General features: G+C 74.2%; 17 protein-coding genes. 8 read left to right on the forward strand and 9 right to left on the reverse strand.

Annotated elements, in window-relative coordinates; genetic code table 11:
- Window positions 1–136: 136 nt before the first annotated feature.
- From F7P10_RS23205 to F7P10_RS23220, 4 genes are all read left to right on the forward strand, one after another.
- Window positions 137–562, forward strand: coding sequence for a VOC family protein (locus F7P10_RS23205; protein ID WP_151012180.1), 426 nt, complete (start codon window positions 137–139; stop codon window positions 560–562).
- Between the two features lie 113 nt (window positions 563–675).
- Window positions 676–1,761, forward strand: coding sequence for a winged helix DNA-binding domain-containing protein (locus F7P10_RS23210; RefSeq protein ID WP_151012182.1), 1,086 nt, complete (start codon window positions 676–678; stop codon window positions 1,759–1,761).
- 44 nt (window positions 1,762–1,805) lie between these two features.
- Window positions 1,806–2,219, forward strand: a complete 414-nt coding sequence (locus tag F7P10_RS23215; protein WP_151012184.1) for a MerR family transcriptional regulator — start codon at window positions 1,806–1,808, stop codon at window positions 2,217–2,219.
- Window positions 2,212–3,243, forward strand: a complete 1,032-nt coding sequence (locus tag F7P10_RS23220) for an NAD(P)-dependent alcohol dehydrogenase (protein ID WP_151012186.1) — start codon at window positions 2,212–2,214, stop codon at window positions 3,241–3,243. Before F7P10_RS23215 ends, F7P10_RS23220 begins: the two co-directional genes overlap by 8 nt.
- On the opposite strand, the gene F7P10_RS23225 is transcribed toward F7P10_RS23220, so the two are convergent.
- From F7P10_RS23225 to F7P10_RS23265, 9 genes are all read right to left on the reverse strand, one after another.
- Window positions 3,240–4,037, reverse strand: coding sequence for an SAM-dependent methyltransferase (locus F7P10_RS23225; RefSeq protein ID WP_151012188.1), 798 nt, complete (start codon window positions 4,035–4,037; stop codon window positions 3,240–3,242). The two genes, F7P10_RS23220 and F7P10_RS23225, sit on opposite strands and share 4 nt — an antisense overlap.
- Before the next feature lie 90 nt (window positions 4,038–4,127).
- Window positions 4,128–5,756: a thiamine pyrophosphate-binding protein gene (locus F7P10_RS23230; protein WP_151012189.1), complete on the reverse strand. Its 1,629-nt coding sequence runs from the start codon at window positions 5,754–5,756 to the stop codon at window positions 4,128–4,130.
- Entirely contained in the window at window positions 5,749–6,531 is a 783-nt protein-coding gene (locus F7P10_RS23235) for an SDR family oxidoreductase (RefSeq protein ID WP_151012191.1), read from the reverse strand. The genes F7P10_RS23230 and F7P10_RS23235 overlap by 8 nt, the downstream gene beginning before the upstream one ends.
- Before the next feature lie 11 nt (window positions 6,532–6,542).
- Complete coding sequence (locus F7P10_RS23240; protein WP_218040124.1) at window positions 6,543–7,298, reverse strand: SDR family oxidoreductase; 756 nt, start codon at window positions 7,296–7,298, stop codon at window positions 6,543–6,545.
- 148 nt (window positions 7,299–7,446) lie between these two features.
- Window positions 7,447–8,187 (reverse strand): alpha/beta fold hydrolase, encoded by a 741-nt coding sequence (locus tag F7P10_RS23245; RefSeq protein ID WP_254715971.1) that lies wholly within the window; start codon window positions 8,185–8,187, stop codon window positions 7,447–7,449.
- A complete protein-coding gene (locus tag F7P10_RS23250; protein WP_254715972.1) occupies window positions 8,184–8,975 on the reverse strand; it encodes an aspartate dehydrogenase domain-containing protein in 792 nt (263 codons plus the stop codon). Before F7P10_RS23250 ends, F7P10_RS23245 begins: the two co-directional genes overlap by 4 nt.
- Window positions 8,963–9,913, reverse strand: a complete 951-nt coding sequence (locus F7P10_RS23255; protein ID WP_254715973.1) for a VOC family protein — start codon at window positions 9,911–9,913, stop codon at window positions 8,963–8,965. The genes F7P10_RS23250 and F7P10_RS23255 overlap by 13 nt, the downstream gene beginning before the upstream one ends.
- A 10-nt stretch (window positions 9,914–9,923) precedes the next feature.
- Window positions 9,924–10,889, reverse strand: coding sequence for a PDR/VanB family oxidoreductase (locus F7P10_RS23260; protein ID WP_151012193.1), 966 nt, complete (start codon window positions 10,887–10,889; stop codon window positions 9,924–9,926).
- 2 nt (window positions 10,890–10,891) lie between these two features.
- The gene (locus tag F7P10_RS23265; RefSeq protein ID WP_151012195.1) at window positions 10,892–11,440 is read right to left on the reverse strand and encodes a cupin domain-containing protein; all 549 of its coding nucleotides are present in this window, start codon (window positions 11,438–11,440) and stop codon (window positions 10,892–10,894) included.
- A gap of 163 nt (window positions 11,441–11,603) precedes the next feature.
- Here F7P10_RS23265 and F7P10_RS23270 point away from each other — a divergent pair, with 163 nt between their 5' ends.
- The 4 genes from F7P10_RS23270 (at window position 11,604) to F7P10_RS23285 (ending at window position 14,598) form a co-directional block, all read left to right on the forward strand.
- Window positions 11,604–12,227, forward strand: a complete 624-nt coding sequence (locus tag F7P10_RS23270) for a MarR family winged helix-turn-helix transcriptional regulator (RefSeq protein ID WP_151012197.1) — start codon at window positions 11,604–11,606, stop codon at window positions 12,225–12,227.
- 128 nt (window positions 12,228–12,355) lie between these two features.
- Window positions 12,356–13,738 carry an MFS transporter gene (locus tag F7P10_RS23275; RefSeq protein ID WP_151012198.1) on the forward strand — a complete coding sequence of 461 codons (1,383 nt, stop codon included), beginning with the start codon at window positions 12,356–12,358 and terminating at the stop codon, window positions 13,736–13,738.
- Window positions 13,739–13,840: 102 nt separating this feature from the next.
- On the forward strand, window positions 13,841–14,380 hold the full coding sequence (locus tag F7P10_RS23280; protein WP_151012200.1) for an alpha/beta fold hydrolase: 540 nt from the start codon (window positions 13,841–13,843) through the stop codon (window positions 14,378–14,380).
- Window positions 14,377–14,598, forward strand: coding sequence for a recombinase-like helix-turn-helix domain-containing protein (locus tag F7P10_RS23285; RefSeq protein WP_151012202.1), 222 nt, complete (start codon window positions 14,377–14,379; stop codon window positions 14,596–14,598). The genes F7P10_RS23280 and F7P10_RS23285 overlap by 4 nt, the downstream gene beginning before the upstream one ends.
- Window positions 14,599–14,600 lie beyond the last annotated feature (2 nt).

Consider the following 14,600-nt stretch of genomic DNA (forward strand, 5'->3'; position numbering starts at 1 on the left):
CCCGGCGGGTCTGGAGCAGCGAGAGCAGCGCCAGGAGTCGTTCTGCATGTTCTCGATTCTCCCGGGAGTAGCGGACATGTTCTGGCCGCTACTGCTGTGAAGGTGAGTGCCGAAGCCGAGAAACAAGGAGCCGATCATGTCCGTCAACGCAGTGGCCCACCTGAACTTCCGGGGCGACGCCCGCGAAGCCCTGACCTTCTACCAGTCCGTGTTCGGCGGTGACCTGGCCGTCATCACGTACAAGGACACCGGGAACGTCCAGGACCCGGCCGAGGCCGACCAGGTGACGTGGGGCCAGGTGGACGCCGACAACGGGTTCCGGGTGATGGCCTACGACGTGCCGTCCGCGATGGCGTGGGACCAGGGGCAGAACGCGTTCTTCGTGTCGGTCCGGGGCGAGACGGCCGAGGAGATCGCTGGGTACTGGGAGAAGCTGTCCGACGGCGGGAGCGTTGTGCAGCCGCTCGGGCCGTCGCAGTGGGCGCCGCTGTACGGGATGCTGAAGGACCGGTTCGGCGTCACCTGGGTCCTGGACGTCGCCGTCCGGTACGCCGCGTCCTGACCATCGCCGCCCGCACGAAAGCAGGGACACATGCAGGCGCACGCGCTCGCCGGGCCGCTCGACGTCTCGTACACGCCGCCGTCCATCACGGGCCCGCGACTCCGGCGGGGCGCATGACCGTCCTGGACGATCGCGCCCTCAACCGCGCCACGCTCGCCCGGCAGTCGCTGCTCGAACGCGCGGGGACGCCGGTGCTCGGCGCCGTCGCCCACCTCTGCGGCCTCCAGGCGCAGGAACCGCAGGAACCGTTCACCGGCCTCTGGTCGCGGCTCCGCGACTTCGACCCCGCGGTACTGGACGACCTGCTGGTGCGGCGGGGCGTGGTGCGGATCCACCTCATGCGCCGCACCGTCCACCTCGTCACCGCCGCCGACGCCCTGGCCTGGCGGGCCCGCCACCAGGCCATGCTGCGCCAGCGGGTCTTCGGGGCGTACCGCCGCGAACTGGACGGCGTCGACCTCGACGCGCTCGCGGCGGAGGGCCGGGCGGTGATGGCGGACGGCACCCCCCGCACCATGGCCGAGCTCGTGGCGGCGCTCGCCGATCCGGGGCCGGCGCGCCGGGCCGTCGGCGAGATGCTGGTCTCGGCGCTCGTCCCGATGGCGCAGGCGCCGCCGCGCGGGCTGTGGCGCACGAAGGCGGGGGTGCGCAACGTGCTGCTCTCCTCGTGGCTCGGCCGGGAGGTCGACCCGCTGCCCCCGGACGCCTCGGATCCGGCCGGGCAGGCGCTCGCGCGCCGGTACCTCGCCGCGTTCGGACCCGCGACCTCGTCCGATCTGCGCGCCTGGTGCGGCCTCGCCGGGCTGCCCGCCGCCGTCGCCGCGCTGCGCGGCGAGCTGGTCGCCTTCCGGGACGAGCGGGGCCGCGAGCTGCTCGACCTCCCGGACGCCCCGCGCCCCGACCCCGGCACCCCCGCGCCGGTGCGCTTCCTGCCCGCGTTCGACAACGCGATCCTCGGCTACCGCGACCGCACCCGCATCATCGACGACGCCCACCGCGGCATCTCGGTCGCCGGTGAACGCGCCGTCCTGGTGGACGGCCGCGTCGCCGCGACGTGGCGCACCGACGCGGGCACGGTCGAAGTCGCCCCGCTGCGCCCGCTCTCGGCGGCCGAGCGCGCCGAGACCGTCGAGGAGGGGGAGCGGCTGGCGTCGTTCCTCTCCGGCGACGGCACCGGCCGGGCCCGGATCGTCACGTAAGGGGGATTTGCGCTGGAGTGGACTCCAGCGCGTAGCTTCCCCGCATGGTCGAAGGATCCGTCGGCATCCGGGCGGTGTCGGAACTGACCGGGCTCAGCATGGACACGCTCCGCTGGTACGAGCGGGAGGGCCTGCTGCCGCTGGTGGAGCGGGATCCGGACGGTCGCCGCGCATACCCGCCCGCGGCCGTCCGGTTCGTCCGGCTCGTGCAGGCGTTGCGCGGCACCGGGATGCCGGTCGACGACGTGCGGGCGTTCGTCCGGATGGGGCCCGGGCTGGAGTGGCACGAGAAGCGCGCGGCCCTGCTGGAGGAGCACGCGGCGAACGTCGAGCGGCGGATCGAGCGGCTGCGCCGGGACCTCGCGGTGGTCCGGGACAAGATCGGGCACCACCGGGAGCTGGAGCGCCGGGGCCTGGACTGCGAGGACGAGATCGGAGCGGAGGACGGTCATGCGTGAGGTCACGGGCTGGGCGGCTCGGATGCCCGGAGCGGCGCTGGAGCGGTGGGAGTTCGAACGCCGGGAGTTGCGGGAGCGGGACGTGGCGGTGCGCGTGCGGTACTGCGGCGTGTGCGCGTCCGACCTGTCCGCGATCCGGCACGGCGACGGTCTCCCGCTCGTGCCGGGCCACGAGATCGTCGGGGAGGTCGCCGCGGTCGGGCCGGCGGTGTCCGGGTTCGCCGTGGGCGACCGGGCGGCGGTCGGCAACATCGTCGACTCCTGCCGCACCTGCGCCGCCTGCCGGGCGGGCCGCGAGAACTGGTGCGAAGAGGGCGTCACCCTCACCTACGGCGGCACCGACCGCGTCGACGGCTCGCGCACCCAGGGCGGTTACTCGTCCGAGTACGTCGCGGACGAGCACTTCGTGCACCGCCTGCCGGACGGGCTGGATCCGGCGGGCGCGGCTCCGCTGATGTGCGCGGGCGTCACCACGTGGGTGCCGCTGCGCCGCTGGGGCGCCGGACCGGGACGGACGGTCGGCGTCGTCGGCATGGGCGGTCTCGGCCACGTCGCCCTCAAGCTCGCCCGCGCGCTGGGTGCCGAGACCGTGCAGTTCACCACGTCCCCCGCCAAGGCCGAGGAGGCGCGCCGCCTGGGGGCGGGCGATGTGGTGCTGTCGCCGGACGGACGGGCGATGGCCCGGCAGTCGGGCCGCTGCGACCTGATCATCGACACGGTCGGCGCCCCGCACGCCCTCGAGCCCTACATGGACGCCCTGGCCGTCGACGGCACCCTGTGCCTGGTCGGCATCCCCGAAGCGGACCTCCGGGTGAACCCGATGAGCCTGATCGTCGGCGCGAAGAACCTCGCCGGGGCGGGCAGCGGCGGTGTGCGGGAGACGCGCGAGATGCTCGAGTTCTGCGCCCGGCACGGCATCGTCGCGGAGACAGAGGCCGTCCCGGCGCACGAGGTGAACACCGCCCTCGACCGCCTGGCCCGCAACGACGTCCGCTACCGGTTCGTCCTCGACATGGACGGCTAGGGTTTGCGGCCCACCGCGCTGTACTGGGCGACGTGCTCGGCCTCGCCCCACGGGCTGTCGACGCCGACGCGCCAGTGCGAGGTCGACACGATGCCGGGGTCGACGATGTCGAGGCCGTCCATCAGGCGTTCCACCCGGGCGTGGTCGCGGGCGCAGATCGGCAGGCCGCCCTCGGCCATGAACGTGTCCATGGCGTCCAGGACGGACTGGCCGTGGAAGTCGGCGGTGTCGTGCACCAGGACGAAGTGGCTGCCGGACGGCAGGGGTTCGACGAGCAGCCGGACGATCGACTCCGCCTCGGCGTCGTCCACGATGTGCTGGAGGATGCCGATGAGCATGACGGCGACGGGCTCGGTGAAGTCGAGGGTCTCGCGGGCCTTCTCGAGGATGGCTTCGGGCTCGCGCAGGTCGGCGTCGATGTAGGCGGTCACGCCCTCGGGTGTCGAGGTGAGCAGCGCGCGGGCGTGCGCGAGGACCATCGGGTCGTTGTCGACGTAGACGATCCGCGAGTCGGGGGCGGCGCGCTGGGCGACCTCGTGGGTGTTGTCCTGGGTGGGCAGCCCGGTGCCGATGTCGAGGAACTGGCGGACGCCCGCCTCGCCCGCCAGGTACCGGACGGACCGGCCGATGAACGCGCGGTCGTGCCGCGCCATCGTGACGATGTCGGGGTGGATGCGGGCGATCGCGTCGCCGACCTCGCGGTCGACGGGGTAGTGGTCCTTGCCGCCGAGCCAGTAGTTGGTGATCCGCGCCGAACTCGGCACGGTCGTGTCGATACCGGGAATGTCGTTCACGAGCCACTCCTACCGGGGCGCCGGAATTGTCGATCTTCATCGTGCCCGGTGGATCGCCGGGGAAGGCGCATTTGCGCCCGCCCCGGCGGGTCAGCGGGCCGTGGGGACGGGGACGGGCGGGACGAACGAGGCCGGGGTCGGGCCGATCGCGGTGACGTCGACCTCGAGGAAGTACGGTTCGCGGGCGGCGACGGCCTTCGCGAACGCCTCGCCGAACTCGGCGGCGTCCCGGACGCGCGCGTACGGCATCGAGGCGGCGGCGGCGACGGCCGCGAAGTCGGGCGTGAACAGGTCGACGCCCGAGCGCCGGTCCATGTGCCGGTCCTGCATGTTGCGCAGGACGCCGTAGCCGCCGTCGTTGAACAGCAGGACGACGAGCCAGGGGCGTTCCTGCGCGAGCGTCGCGATCTCGCCGAGGTGCACGGAGAACCCGCCGTCGCCCGCCATGACGAGGGTCGGGACGTCGGGGCGGGCGGTAGCGGCGCCGATGCCCATCGCGAGGCCCTGCCCGATGCCGCCGCCGAGCGGGAACACGTTCGTCGCGGGGTCGAGGATCGGCAGGAGGCGGTTGCCCCACTGGCTCGACGGGATCGTGACGTCCCGGGCGATCGGTGACGCGTCGTCCAGGTGCGTCCGGATGGCGTCGTTGAGGATGGCGTAGGGGCCGATGTCCGCCCGCAGCTTCGCGCGGACGGCCTCGCGGGTCTCGGCGGCCCGGTCGCGCCAGCCGTCCTCGACGGCGGTCCCGGACGGGACGAGCGCGCGCAGGACGGCCGACGCCTCGCCGCACAGGCCGAGCGTGGCCGGGTAGGCGCGGCCGATCGCGGCCGGGTCGACGTCGATCTGGACGTGCTCGGCGGGGAGCCGCAGCTTGTAGTGCTTCGTCTCCTGCGAGCGGAAGTGGGTGCCGATGCTGAGGAGCAGGTCCGCGTCCCGCAGCAGGGGTTCGGCGGCGGGGCTGGTGGCGAAGTTGCCGACGACGAGCGGGTGGTCCTCGGGGACGGCGCCGCGCCCGGCGTTCGAGGTGAGGATCGGGGCGCCGAGCCGTTCGGCGAGCGCCCGCAGTTCGGGGCCGGCGGCGCGGGCGCCGCCGCCCGCCCAGATGACCGGGCGGCGGGCGGCGGCGAGGAGCCGCACGGCCTCGGGGGCCGCGTCGCGCCACGTCCCGCCCGGTTCCGGGACGGCCGGACGCTCCGGGGCGATCGTCTGCGCCGCGTACTGGAGGTCGATGGGCCATTCGACGCTCGCCGGGCCCTGCGGGAGGGCGAGCGCCGCGCGGGCCGCCGCGCGCAGCACGCCCCCGGCGGAGGCGGCCGAGCCGACCGCGGCGGCGTGCTTGGAGACGGCGGCCAGCATGCCGAGCTGGTCCTTGGTCTCGTGGATGACGCCGCGGCCCTGCCCGAGGTACTCGCTGTCGATGTTCCCGGTGACGTGCAGGACGCGCGAGCCCGCGGTGAGCGCCTCGATGAGGGCGCCCGCGGCGTTGCCCGCGCCCGTCCCGGTGCTGGTCAGCGCGCAGCCGAGCCCGCCGGACGCGCGCGCGTGGGCGTCCGCGGCGTTGACCGCGGCGGCCTCGTGCCGGACGGCGACGAAGCGCAGGTCGCGGTCGACGGCCTCCACGAGGGGGAGGTTGTGCACGCTGACGACGCCGAAGACGGTGGTGACGCCGTGCTCGCGGAGGACCTGGACGAGCAGGTCACCGCCATTGGGGTCAGACATATCGGGCGACTCCTCCGCCGATGTCGAGGGACGATCCGGTGACGTAGGACGCGCGCGGCGACAGCAGCGCGACGATCGGGTGGGCGACCTCCTCGGCACGGCCGAGGCGGCCGAGCGCGATGCCCCGGTCGGCGGCGAGGTCGCCCGTCCACTCCTCGTAGGAGAGCGGGCTGCCGGACGCCTCGTACCTGCGGCGCCACTGGCCGGTGTCGATGAGGCCGAGGCAGACCGAGTTGACCCGGATGGGGGCGAGGTCGGCGGCGAGGGTCCGGGAGAGGTTGAGCAGCGCGGCGCGGGCGGCCGAGGTGGCGCCGAGCCGGGATTCGGGCTGCCGGGCGAGGATCGCGTTCACGTTGACGATCGCGGGCGCGTCCGACCGGCGCAGGTGCGGCTCGGCGGCCCGCACGGTGTTGAGCACGCCGAAGATCTTGAGGTCGAACTCGTCGCGCCACTGCTCGTCGGACGTCTCGGCGACCGGCGCGAGGAGCGAGCGGCCCGCGTTGTTGACGACCCCGTCGAGCCGGCCGAACTCGGCGGCCGCCCCGTCGACGAAGTCCGCGACGGCCGCGCCGTCGCGCACGTCGCACGGCGCCGCGTACGTCCGGGCGCCGCCCGCGCGGGGCAGCGGGTCGAGCGCGGCGCGGAGCCGGCCGGCGTCGCGGGCGCAGGCGGCGACGTGCGCGCCGTCGGCGAGCAGCAGCGCGGCGGTGGCCAGCCCGACGCCGGACCCGGCGCCGGTGACGGCGTAGACCCGTCCGGCGAGCCCGAGATCCATCGGTGGTCCTTTCAGTTGAAGACGAAGCCGCCGTCGACGACGAGCGTCTGCCCGGTGATGTACGAGGCGGCGTCCGACAGCAGGAACAGGACGGCGCCGGTGAGGTCGCCGGGCTCCTGCGGGCGTTCGAGGGCCCGGTTCAGCCGGTACAGCTCGTGCCGTTCGGCGGGGATGCGGTCGGCGGCGTCGCCGAGGGTGAGGCCGGGCGCGACCGCGTTGACGGTGACCTCGTGCGGCCCCGCGTCGCGCGCCATCGCGCGCGTCATGCCGACGATCGCGCTCTTGGACGTCACGTAGTGCGCGAGCCTGGGCGAACCGTAAAAGGCCGCGTCGGACGCCAGGTTCACGATCCGGCCCCCAGGACGTGCGAGGTGCGGCCAGAGCGCGCGCGAGACGAGCCACGTGCCGCGCACGTTCACGGTCAGGACGGCGTCCCACTGCTCGGGGTCGATGTCGTAGAACGGGCGCCCGCCGACGCCGTCGGCGAGGGCCGCGTTGTTCACGACGCCGTGCACGGGCCCGATGCGGGCGACCGCGCCGGCGAGCGCGGCGACGGACGCGGTGTCGGCGACGTCGGTGTCGACCCGGTGCGTCTCGACGCCCCCGGCGGTGAGGTCGGCGACGGCGGCCTCGGCGAGGCCGGGGTCCCGTTCGGCGACCACGACCCGCGCCCCCGCGAGCCCGGCGGCCCGCGCGATCTCCAGCCCGAGGCCGCGCCCGGCCCCGGTGACGACGACCAGGCGATCCGTCAGGTCCGGGCCGCTCACCGCCGCACCTCCGACCGGCCTTCGAGGACGTTCGGGGCGGATGGCCCGCCCGTGTCCGGCCCGCTCGTCGCCCGATCTCCGCACGCCCTTCGGGGACGGTCCGGGCGTGCGTCCGCGTACGGCGGCGTGTCCATGTCCGGGACGTCGGTCATCGTTCGGTCTCCGCGAGGAAGTCGAGGACGGTGCGGTTGAACTCGTCCGGGCGTTCCTGGTTGGCGGCGTGGCCCGCGCCCGGGAGGATCTCCAGCCGGGCGCCGGGGAGGGCCGCCGCGATGGCGCGGCTCTCGCCGGGCCCGGTGACGGTGTCGCGGTCGCCCGCGAGCACCAGGGCGGGCACGTCGAGCGTCCCGAGCACGGCACTGTGGTCGGTTCCGGCCATCGCGGCGGCCGCGAAGGCGTAGCCGGGCAGGCGGATCGCCCGCGCCATCGCGGACACCACCCGGTACACCAGGTCGGCGGGCGCCTCCGGGGAGACGAGCTTGCGGCCGCGCCGGGCCGCGAACTCCGCCGGGCCGAGGCGTTCGAGTTCGGCGCCGCGCGCCGCCATCGCGGCCCGGCCCTCGGGCGTGCGGCCGGAGCCGCGCGACGACCCGACCAGGACGAGCGAGCGGACGAGCCCGGGACGTTCGGCCGCGAGCCGGGTCGCGATCACGCCGCCCCACGACACCCCGACGACGTGCGCGGGTTCGGCGCCGTCGAGGAGCGCGGCGGCGGCCTCCGCGTATCCGGACATGCCGGGCGCCGAGTCGGGGTCGGGTGACGGCCCGTACCCCGGCGCGTCCCACGCCGTGACGCGGTGCCCGGCGGCCTCGAACGCCGGGACCTGGTCGTCGAACGACGCGGCGCAGCCCCCGATGCCGTGCAGCATCAGCACCGGCCCGGCGGTCACCGGAACACCCCGGTCCGGGCGGCGAGGTCGCCGACGGCCTTCAGCACCGCGTACGGGACGACCTCGCTGGTCGTCGGGTTGCGCGGGGACGGCCGGTTGCGGATCTCGAACCGGTACTCCCCGGCCGGGCCGGACGCCGTGATGACGTGCGAGGTCAGGGCCGCGCCCGGATCGGCCATCACGACGGCCTCGACGACGTCCCAGTTCCCGGCGGCGAGCGCGACGGCGGCGGCGACGTTCGTCGACTTCGGGAACGCGGCGGCGATCTCCCGCGCGGGCCCGCGCCGCACCTCCAGCGGCCCGGTCGCCGACCGGACGCGGTCGGCCTCGGCGGCGTCCATCCACGGCTGGACGAGCCCGGCGGGCTTCTTCGTCGTGACGATGCGGACGGCGTCCAGCGGGCCCATGCGGGCGGCGGCGCGCAGCATGTCGAGCCCGCCGATCGCGCCGGACGCGAGGTGGACGCGGCCCGTCCCCGCGCCGTTCAGCCGGTCGAGGAGCGCGTCGTCGGTGAGCGCGCCGATCGAGACGACGAGCAGGTCGGTGCCGGACGCGACGACGCGGGGGCCGAGTTCGGCGAGCGCCCGCTGCCCGGCGGCCTCGACGACGAGGCCGGCGGTGCCGAGCGCCGCGTCGAGCGAGAGTTCCGGCAGGCCGCCGGCCCCGGCGGGGTCGACGACCCCGGCGAGGCGGGCGTCCGGGACGTCCCCGTCGTGCAGGGCGCGGGCGACGATCGAGCCGATGGCCCCGCAGCCGATGACCGCGACGGACAGGGTCACTTCTCCCACCACCCTCCGTGGTCGGGGATCCCGGCCATGCGGGTGCGGACGTCCGCCGACGGCGGTCCCGCCGTCCCCCACAGGTCGGACAGTTCGGGTACGCGGCGCCACACCCGGCACAGCCACGCGTCCTCCTGGACCTGCTCGACCTCGGACGTGTACTCGCACACCAGGCCCGCCGGGTCGCCGAAGTACCCGAACGTGTTGTTGCCCGGCCCGTGCCGTCCCGGCCCCCACAGCGGGGTGACGCCGTGGTGGCGGAGCCGCCCGATGCCGCGCATGAAGTGGTCGATGGACGGCATCTCGTACGCCATGTGGTTCAGCGACGTCCACGGCGCCTGGTTGAACGCGATGACGTGGTGGTCGCTGTTGCAGCGCAGGAACGCCATCTGGTGCTCGGACCAGTCGGAGATCCGCATGCCGAGCACGCGGGTGTAGAAGTCGCAGGCGGCGTCGATGTCCACGGTGTTCAGGACGACGTGCGCGAGCTTGCGCGGGACGGCGTCCAGGCCGCCGGTGTCGCGCGGCACGACCGCCTCGACCTCCGTGGACAGTTCGACGAGGCGGTTCTCCGGGTCGGCGAACCGCAGCCCGTACCCGCCGCCCGCCTGGTCGAGGCGCCCCGGCGCGGCGATCAGCGGGATCCCGAGGGACTCCAGCCGGAACGCGGCCGCGTCGACCTCCCGGGGCGTCGCCACCGAGAACGCGATCTTGCCGAGCGCGTTCGCCTCCGCCTGCCGCACCTCGAGGATGTGGTGCTCCGCGCCCGTCCCGCGCAGCCACGTCACGCCCGTATCGGACTCGACCGGGTTCAGGCCCCAGACGTGCCGGTAGAACTCGGCGGCGGCCGCGGCGTCGGGCGTCCGCACCGCCACCGACCGCAGCGACCGCAGCCGCGCGATCGGTCCGGGGGCCGTATCGGGTGTCGTCCCGGAATGCATGGACATCGCCCGCTCCTTAGAGATCGAGAACGAGTTCGGGGGTGCGCGAGCGGGAGACGCAGAGCATCATCGTCGCGCCCGCCGCGCGCTCGTCGTCGGTGAGGATGTGGTCGCGGTGGTCGGGCTCGCCCGCCAGCACCCGCGTCTCGCAGGTGCCGCAGATGCCCTCCTCGCAGGACGACGGCAGGTCGACGCCGCCCGCGCGGAGCGTCTCGAGGATCGACGCGCCGGGCTCGACGGTGAACCGGTCCGCGCCGCACACGACGTCGAACGGGGCTTCGCCGTCCGCGTCCGTCCCGGTTCGCACCGGTTCGGGGGCGCGGAACCGTTCCGTGCGCAGCCGGGACGTGTCGTCCAGCGCGTCCTGGACGGCCCGGAGCAGCGGTTCGGGGCCGCAGCAGTAGACGAGCGCGCCCTCCGGCAGGCCGGCGAGGGCCTCCTTGAGGTGCGCGGCGATGTCGGGCGGGCCGCCGTGCTCGTCGTCGGCGTGCACGACGGCCTGCGCGTGCCCGGCCAGATCGGCCGCGAACGCCATCGACGTCCGCGACCGGCCGCAGTACAGCAGCGACCACGAGGCGCCCCGGCGGGCGAGCTCGTCCGCCATCGCCTTGATCGGCGTGACACCGATCCCGCCCGCGACCAGGACGTACGCGGGGGCCGGTGCGAGCGCGAAGGTGTTCTTCGGCCCGTCCACGTCGAGGATCTCGCCGACCCGCAGCCGCTCGTGGACGTGCGCGCTGCCGCCCCGCGAGTCGGGCTCGCGCTGCACCGCGACCGTGTACCGGGCGCGGTCGGCGGGGTCGCCGCACAGCGAGTACTCGCGGGACGGGCCGTCCGGCAGGTGCAGCGTCAGGTGGGCGCCGGGCTCCCAGCCGGGCAGCTCGGCGCCGGCGCCGTCGGCGCCGCCGGACGGGTCGGCGAGCTCCAGCTGCACGACGCCGTCGGCGAGCCAGGTGGAGCGCACGAGCCGCAGTGACCGCATGCTCAGTCCCGGGTGACGCCGTGCATCGGCGAGGTCGGCGGGTACGTCGGGAGCTCCGGCTTCCCGGTTCCGATGATCACGCAGAACAGCGCGTCGGCGTCGCCGATGTTGCGCAGGCTGCGCGGCACCCCGGCCGGGACGCGGATGAGGTCGCGGTAGCCGAGTAGGCGCGACGCCGTCTTCGTGCCGTCCTCGACGTCGTGGACGGTCACCTCCAGCTCGCCTTCCAGGACGAAGAAGACCTCCTCGACGTCGTGGTGGGTGTGCTCGGGGCCGATCGCGCCGGCGGGGAGGCGCATGTTGGAGAACGTGAAGTGGTCGGAGGGCAGGATCCGGCCGTCGGTCTCGTGGTTCCCGGTGGCGCCGGAGCCGATGTAGCGGATCTGCGCGCGGCGGAACTCGTCGCCGGCCTTGGCCTGGAAGCCGAGGGTGTCCCAGTCCTCGTGGCGCCCGTCGCGCGCGGCGATGCAGGAGTCGATCAGCGCGTCCAGGTCGGTCGCCGGTGCGGCCGCGGCGGGCTGCGCCGTGGGCCGCGCGGTGGACTCGGTCATGGGTCGCTCCTCTCCGAACGGAGACAGAAAGTTCAGCACTAAGGTAAGTACCGGAAAACGTTTTAGCACTTAAGGATTGGTCGGCGCAATGCCCCGGCTAGGATCCGTGCCGGGTTTCGGGCGACCTGTCCGTCCCACTTGAGCTGCGCGAACGGGAGCGGAGATGGCAGATCGGGAGAGCGGATCCGGCGCCGGACCGGCGGAGGTCCCGCCGGAGCCGAGGGCCGGGGCGGACGGTGCCGCGGGGGGCGAGCCGGACCGCACCGACGAGATCGTCCGGCAGTGGCGCGCGATGCGGCCCGACCTGGACCCCTCGCCGATCGCGCTCCTCGGCCGCCTGCACCGCGCCTACCTGCGCTACAACGCCCTCGCCTCCCGGCTGTTCGAGCGCAACGGGCTGAACGCCGCCGCCTTCGACGTGCTGATCACGCTGCGCCGGTCCGGGCCGCCGTACCGCCGGTCGGCCCGCGAGCTGGCCGAGGCGTCGCTGCTCAGCTCGGCCGGGGTCACGCTGCGGATGGACCGGCTGGAGAAGGCCGGTCTGATCGTCCGCGAGCGCGACGAGCACGACCGCCGGGTCGTCTACTCGCGGCTCACCGACCAGGGGTTCGAGCTGATCGACCGGCTGCTGGCCGAGCACCTGGACAACGAGCGCGCCATGATCGCCGGGCTCGCGGACGAGCAGGTGGCGCAGCTCACCGGCCTGCTGCGGGCCCTCGAACGGTCCCTGGAGGCCGCCGAGGACGCCGCGGAACGGGGCGACGGCGGCTCCGGGGGAGATCGTTGAAGCGACCGGCCGGAGATCGTTAGGCGCATAACCATTGACATCTAAGTATCTGGCCTCTTAACTAACTGCACCTGTGACGCCCCGCACGTCCGCGGCGTCCGCCGGTGACGTACCAAGGAGCCAGCCGTATGACGACAGCCCACGTCAGACCGACGCTGACCGCGGAGATAGCCGCGCGCGTCGAGCGATTGCCCATGTCCCGCTGGCACGTGAAGGTCCGCCTGCTGATCGGCATCGTGACCTTCTTCGACGCCTTCGACCAGTTGCTCATCGCGTACGTCCTGCCGGTGATCAGGGACGAGTGGAACATGAGCTCGTTCCAGTCGACCTTCGCGATCACCTCGGGCGCGATCGGGCTGCTCGTGGGCGCCCTGCTGTCCGGCTGGATCGCCGACCGGATCGGCCGCGTCCCGACGATCGTGGTCACGCTGCTGGTGTACGCGCTCGCCGGCATCGCGCTCGCCCTGGCGCCGTCACTGGAGTTCTTCCTCGTGATGCGGTTCATCCAGGGCGTCGGGATCGGCGGCCAGGTGCCGGTCGCCGCCACCTACATCGGCGAGATCACCAAGGCCGCCAAGCGCGGCCGGTTCGTGCTCATGTACGAGCTGATCTTCCCGATCGGGCTCGCCACCGCCGCGATCGTCGCGACGTTCGTCGTGCCCGCGTTCGGCTGGCGCTGGCTGTTCGCGATCGGCGCGCTCCCGCTGCTGCTCGTCCCGTTCCTGGCCACGATGGTCCCCGAGTCGCCCCGCTGGCTCGCCGGCCGCGGGCAGCGCGAGCGCGCCGAGGAGACGATGGCCCGCATCGAGCGCGACGTGGAACGTGCCACCGGCGAGCCCCTGCCGCCCGCCGACATCGCCGACGTCAAGGCCGACACCCTGCGCGCGGGCGAGGGGCGCGGCGGGATCCGCGAGCTGTTCGCCGGACGGTACGCGCGCCGAACCCTCACCCTGTGGGTGCTGTGGTTCAGCGCGTACTTCGTCCTGTACGGCATGAACTCCTGGATGCCGACGATCTACCACACGGTCTACGACGTCCCGCTGGACGACTCGCTCAAGTACAGCGTCGTGCCCCTGGTCGCGGGCATCATCGGCTGCCTGGTCGTGGCGCTGACGATCGACAGGTTCGGCCGCCGCCCGACCCTCGCGACCGTCATGATCACGGGCGGGCTGGTGCTCGGGCTGCTCGGCGCGCTCGGCGCGACGAGCGTCACCCAGGTCTTCGTGCTGATCAGCCTCGCCGCGGTCTTCATCAACGGGGCGAACCTGAGCCTCTACCTGTACACCCCCGAGCTGTACCCGACGCGGAGCCGCGCGCTCGGCGTCAGCCTCGGCGGCGTCTGGAACCGCGTCGGCGTCATCTCCGGACCGATCCTGATCGGGTTCATCTACGTGGACGGGACGGCCCCGGTGTTCGTGATGCTCGGCGCCGTCGCGATCGCGGGCGGCCTCGTCGCGGCCCTGTTCGCGCAGGAGACCGCGCGGCGCACGCTGGAGGAGATCTCCCCCTGACCGCGGGCGACCCCCGGGGCGGTCCCGCCCCGGGGGTCTTGCCGACCAAATAGTTAAGCGCTTAGGGTTTTAGTGCTTAACCTTCTGTCCGGAGAGAGCCCGATGAACCACACCCACCCGCCGACGCTCGTGTGCCTGTGCGCGGACGCCGCCGAGGCGTCCGCGTTCGCCGCGCGGGGCGAGGCCCTGGCCCCCGACCTGCACGTCGAGGCCCGCGTCGAGGCCCGCACGGCGCCGGGCGGCGACCCGGACGCGTCCGCCGAGGCCGTCCGGACGGCCGCCGCCGGACGTCCCGTGCACCTGCTCGGCCACGGCGCCGCGGCCCCCGCCGCCGTGGCCCTGGCCGCCCGCCGCCCCGGCCTCGTCGCGAGCCTCGTCCTCGCCGGCCCGGACCCCGTCCCGTCCGGCACCCCGCTCGGCGACGTCACCGTCCCCACCCTCGTGATCTGCGGCGACGGCGAGCGCGGCACCGGGCAGCCGTACGCGGGCGGGATCCGCGACGCCGTGTTCGTCACCGTCGACGGCGCCGGACGCCGCGTGCACACGGAGCGTCCCGACTCCTTCGACGCCTGGGTGCGGTCCTTCGTGCAGATCGCCGAGGGCCTGCCCCGCCGAGCCGAGAACCAGAGGAGAGCATCTTGACCGAGGACCTGTACCTGGAAGTGCACCAGACGCGCGACCGCGAACCCACCCCGTACGAGCGCAAGCTCGCCGGGGCCATCGAGGAGGTCTTCGCGACCGGGGCGCACGACCTGCCCGCGCTCGTCGCGGGCCTGCGCGAGCGCGGCATCACCGGACCGGACGGCGCGCCCCTCACCGAGGACGCGTTCCGCAGCGAGATGACCAGGCTGGGGGCTTGATC

Source organism: Actinomadura sp. WMMB 499 (assembly GCF_008824145.1).
Classification (GTDB): Bacteria; Actinomycetota; Actinomycetes; order Streptosporangiales; family Streptosporangiaceae; genus Spirillospora.

Bases quoted from the DNA above. Each gene is read 5' to 3' on its own strand.
- F7P10_RS23220 (WP_151012186.1), top strand. From the start codon at position 2,212: ATGCGTGAGGTCACGGGCTGGGCGGCTCGGATGCCCGGAGCGGCGCTG.
- F7P10_RS23210 (WP_151012182.1), top strand. From the start codon at position 676: ATGACCGTCCTGGACGATCGCGCCCTCAACCGCGCCACGCTCGCCCGG.
- F7P10_RS23215 (WP_151012184.1), top strand. From the start codon at position 1,806: ATGGTCGAAGGATCCGTCGGCATCCGGGCGGTGTCGGAACTGACCGGG.
- F7P10_RS23255 (WP_254715973.1), bottom strand. From the start codon at position 9,913: ATGTCCATGCATTCCGGGACGACACCCGATACGGCCCCCGGACCGATC.
- F7P10_RS23235 (WP_151012191.1), bottom strand. From the start codon at position 6,531: ATGGATCTCGGGCTCGCCGGACGGGTCTACGCCGTCACCGGCGCCGGG.
- F7P10_RS23265 (WP_151012195.1), bottom strand. From the start codon at position 11,440: ATGACCGAGTCCACCGCGCGGCCCACGGCGCAGCCCGCCGCGGCCGCA.
- F7P10_RS23275 (WP_151012198.1), top strand. From the start codon at position 12,356: ATGACGACAGCCCACGTCAGACCGACGCTGACCGCGGAGATAGCCGCG.
- F7P10_RS23270 (WP_151012197.1), top strand. From the start codon at position 11,604: ATGGCAGATCGGGAGAGCGGATCCGGCGCCGGACCGGCGGAGGTCCCG.
- F7P10_RS23230 (WP_151012189.1), bottom strand. From the start codon at position 5,756: ATGTCTGACCCCAATGGCGGTGACCTGCTCGTCCAGGTCCTCCGCGAG.
- F7P10_RS23205 (WP_151012180.1), top strand. From the start codon at position 137: ATGTCCGTCAACGCAGTGGCCCACCTGAACTTCCGGGGCGACGCCCGC.
- F7P10_RS23280 (WP_151012200.1), top strand. From the start codon at position 13,841: ATGAACCACACCCACCCGCCGACGCTCGTGTGCCTGTGCGCGGACGCC.
- F7P10_RS23260 (WP_151012193.1), bottom strand. From the start codon at position 10,889: ATGCGGTCACTGCGGCTCGTGCGCTCCACCTGGCTCGCCGACGGCGTC.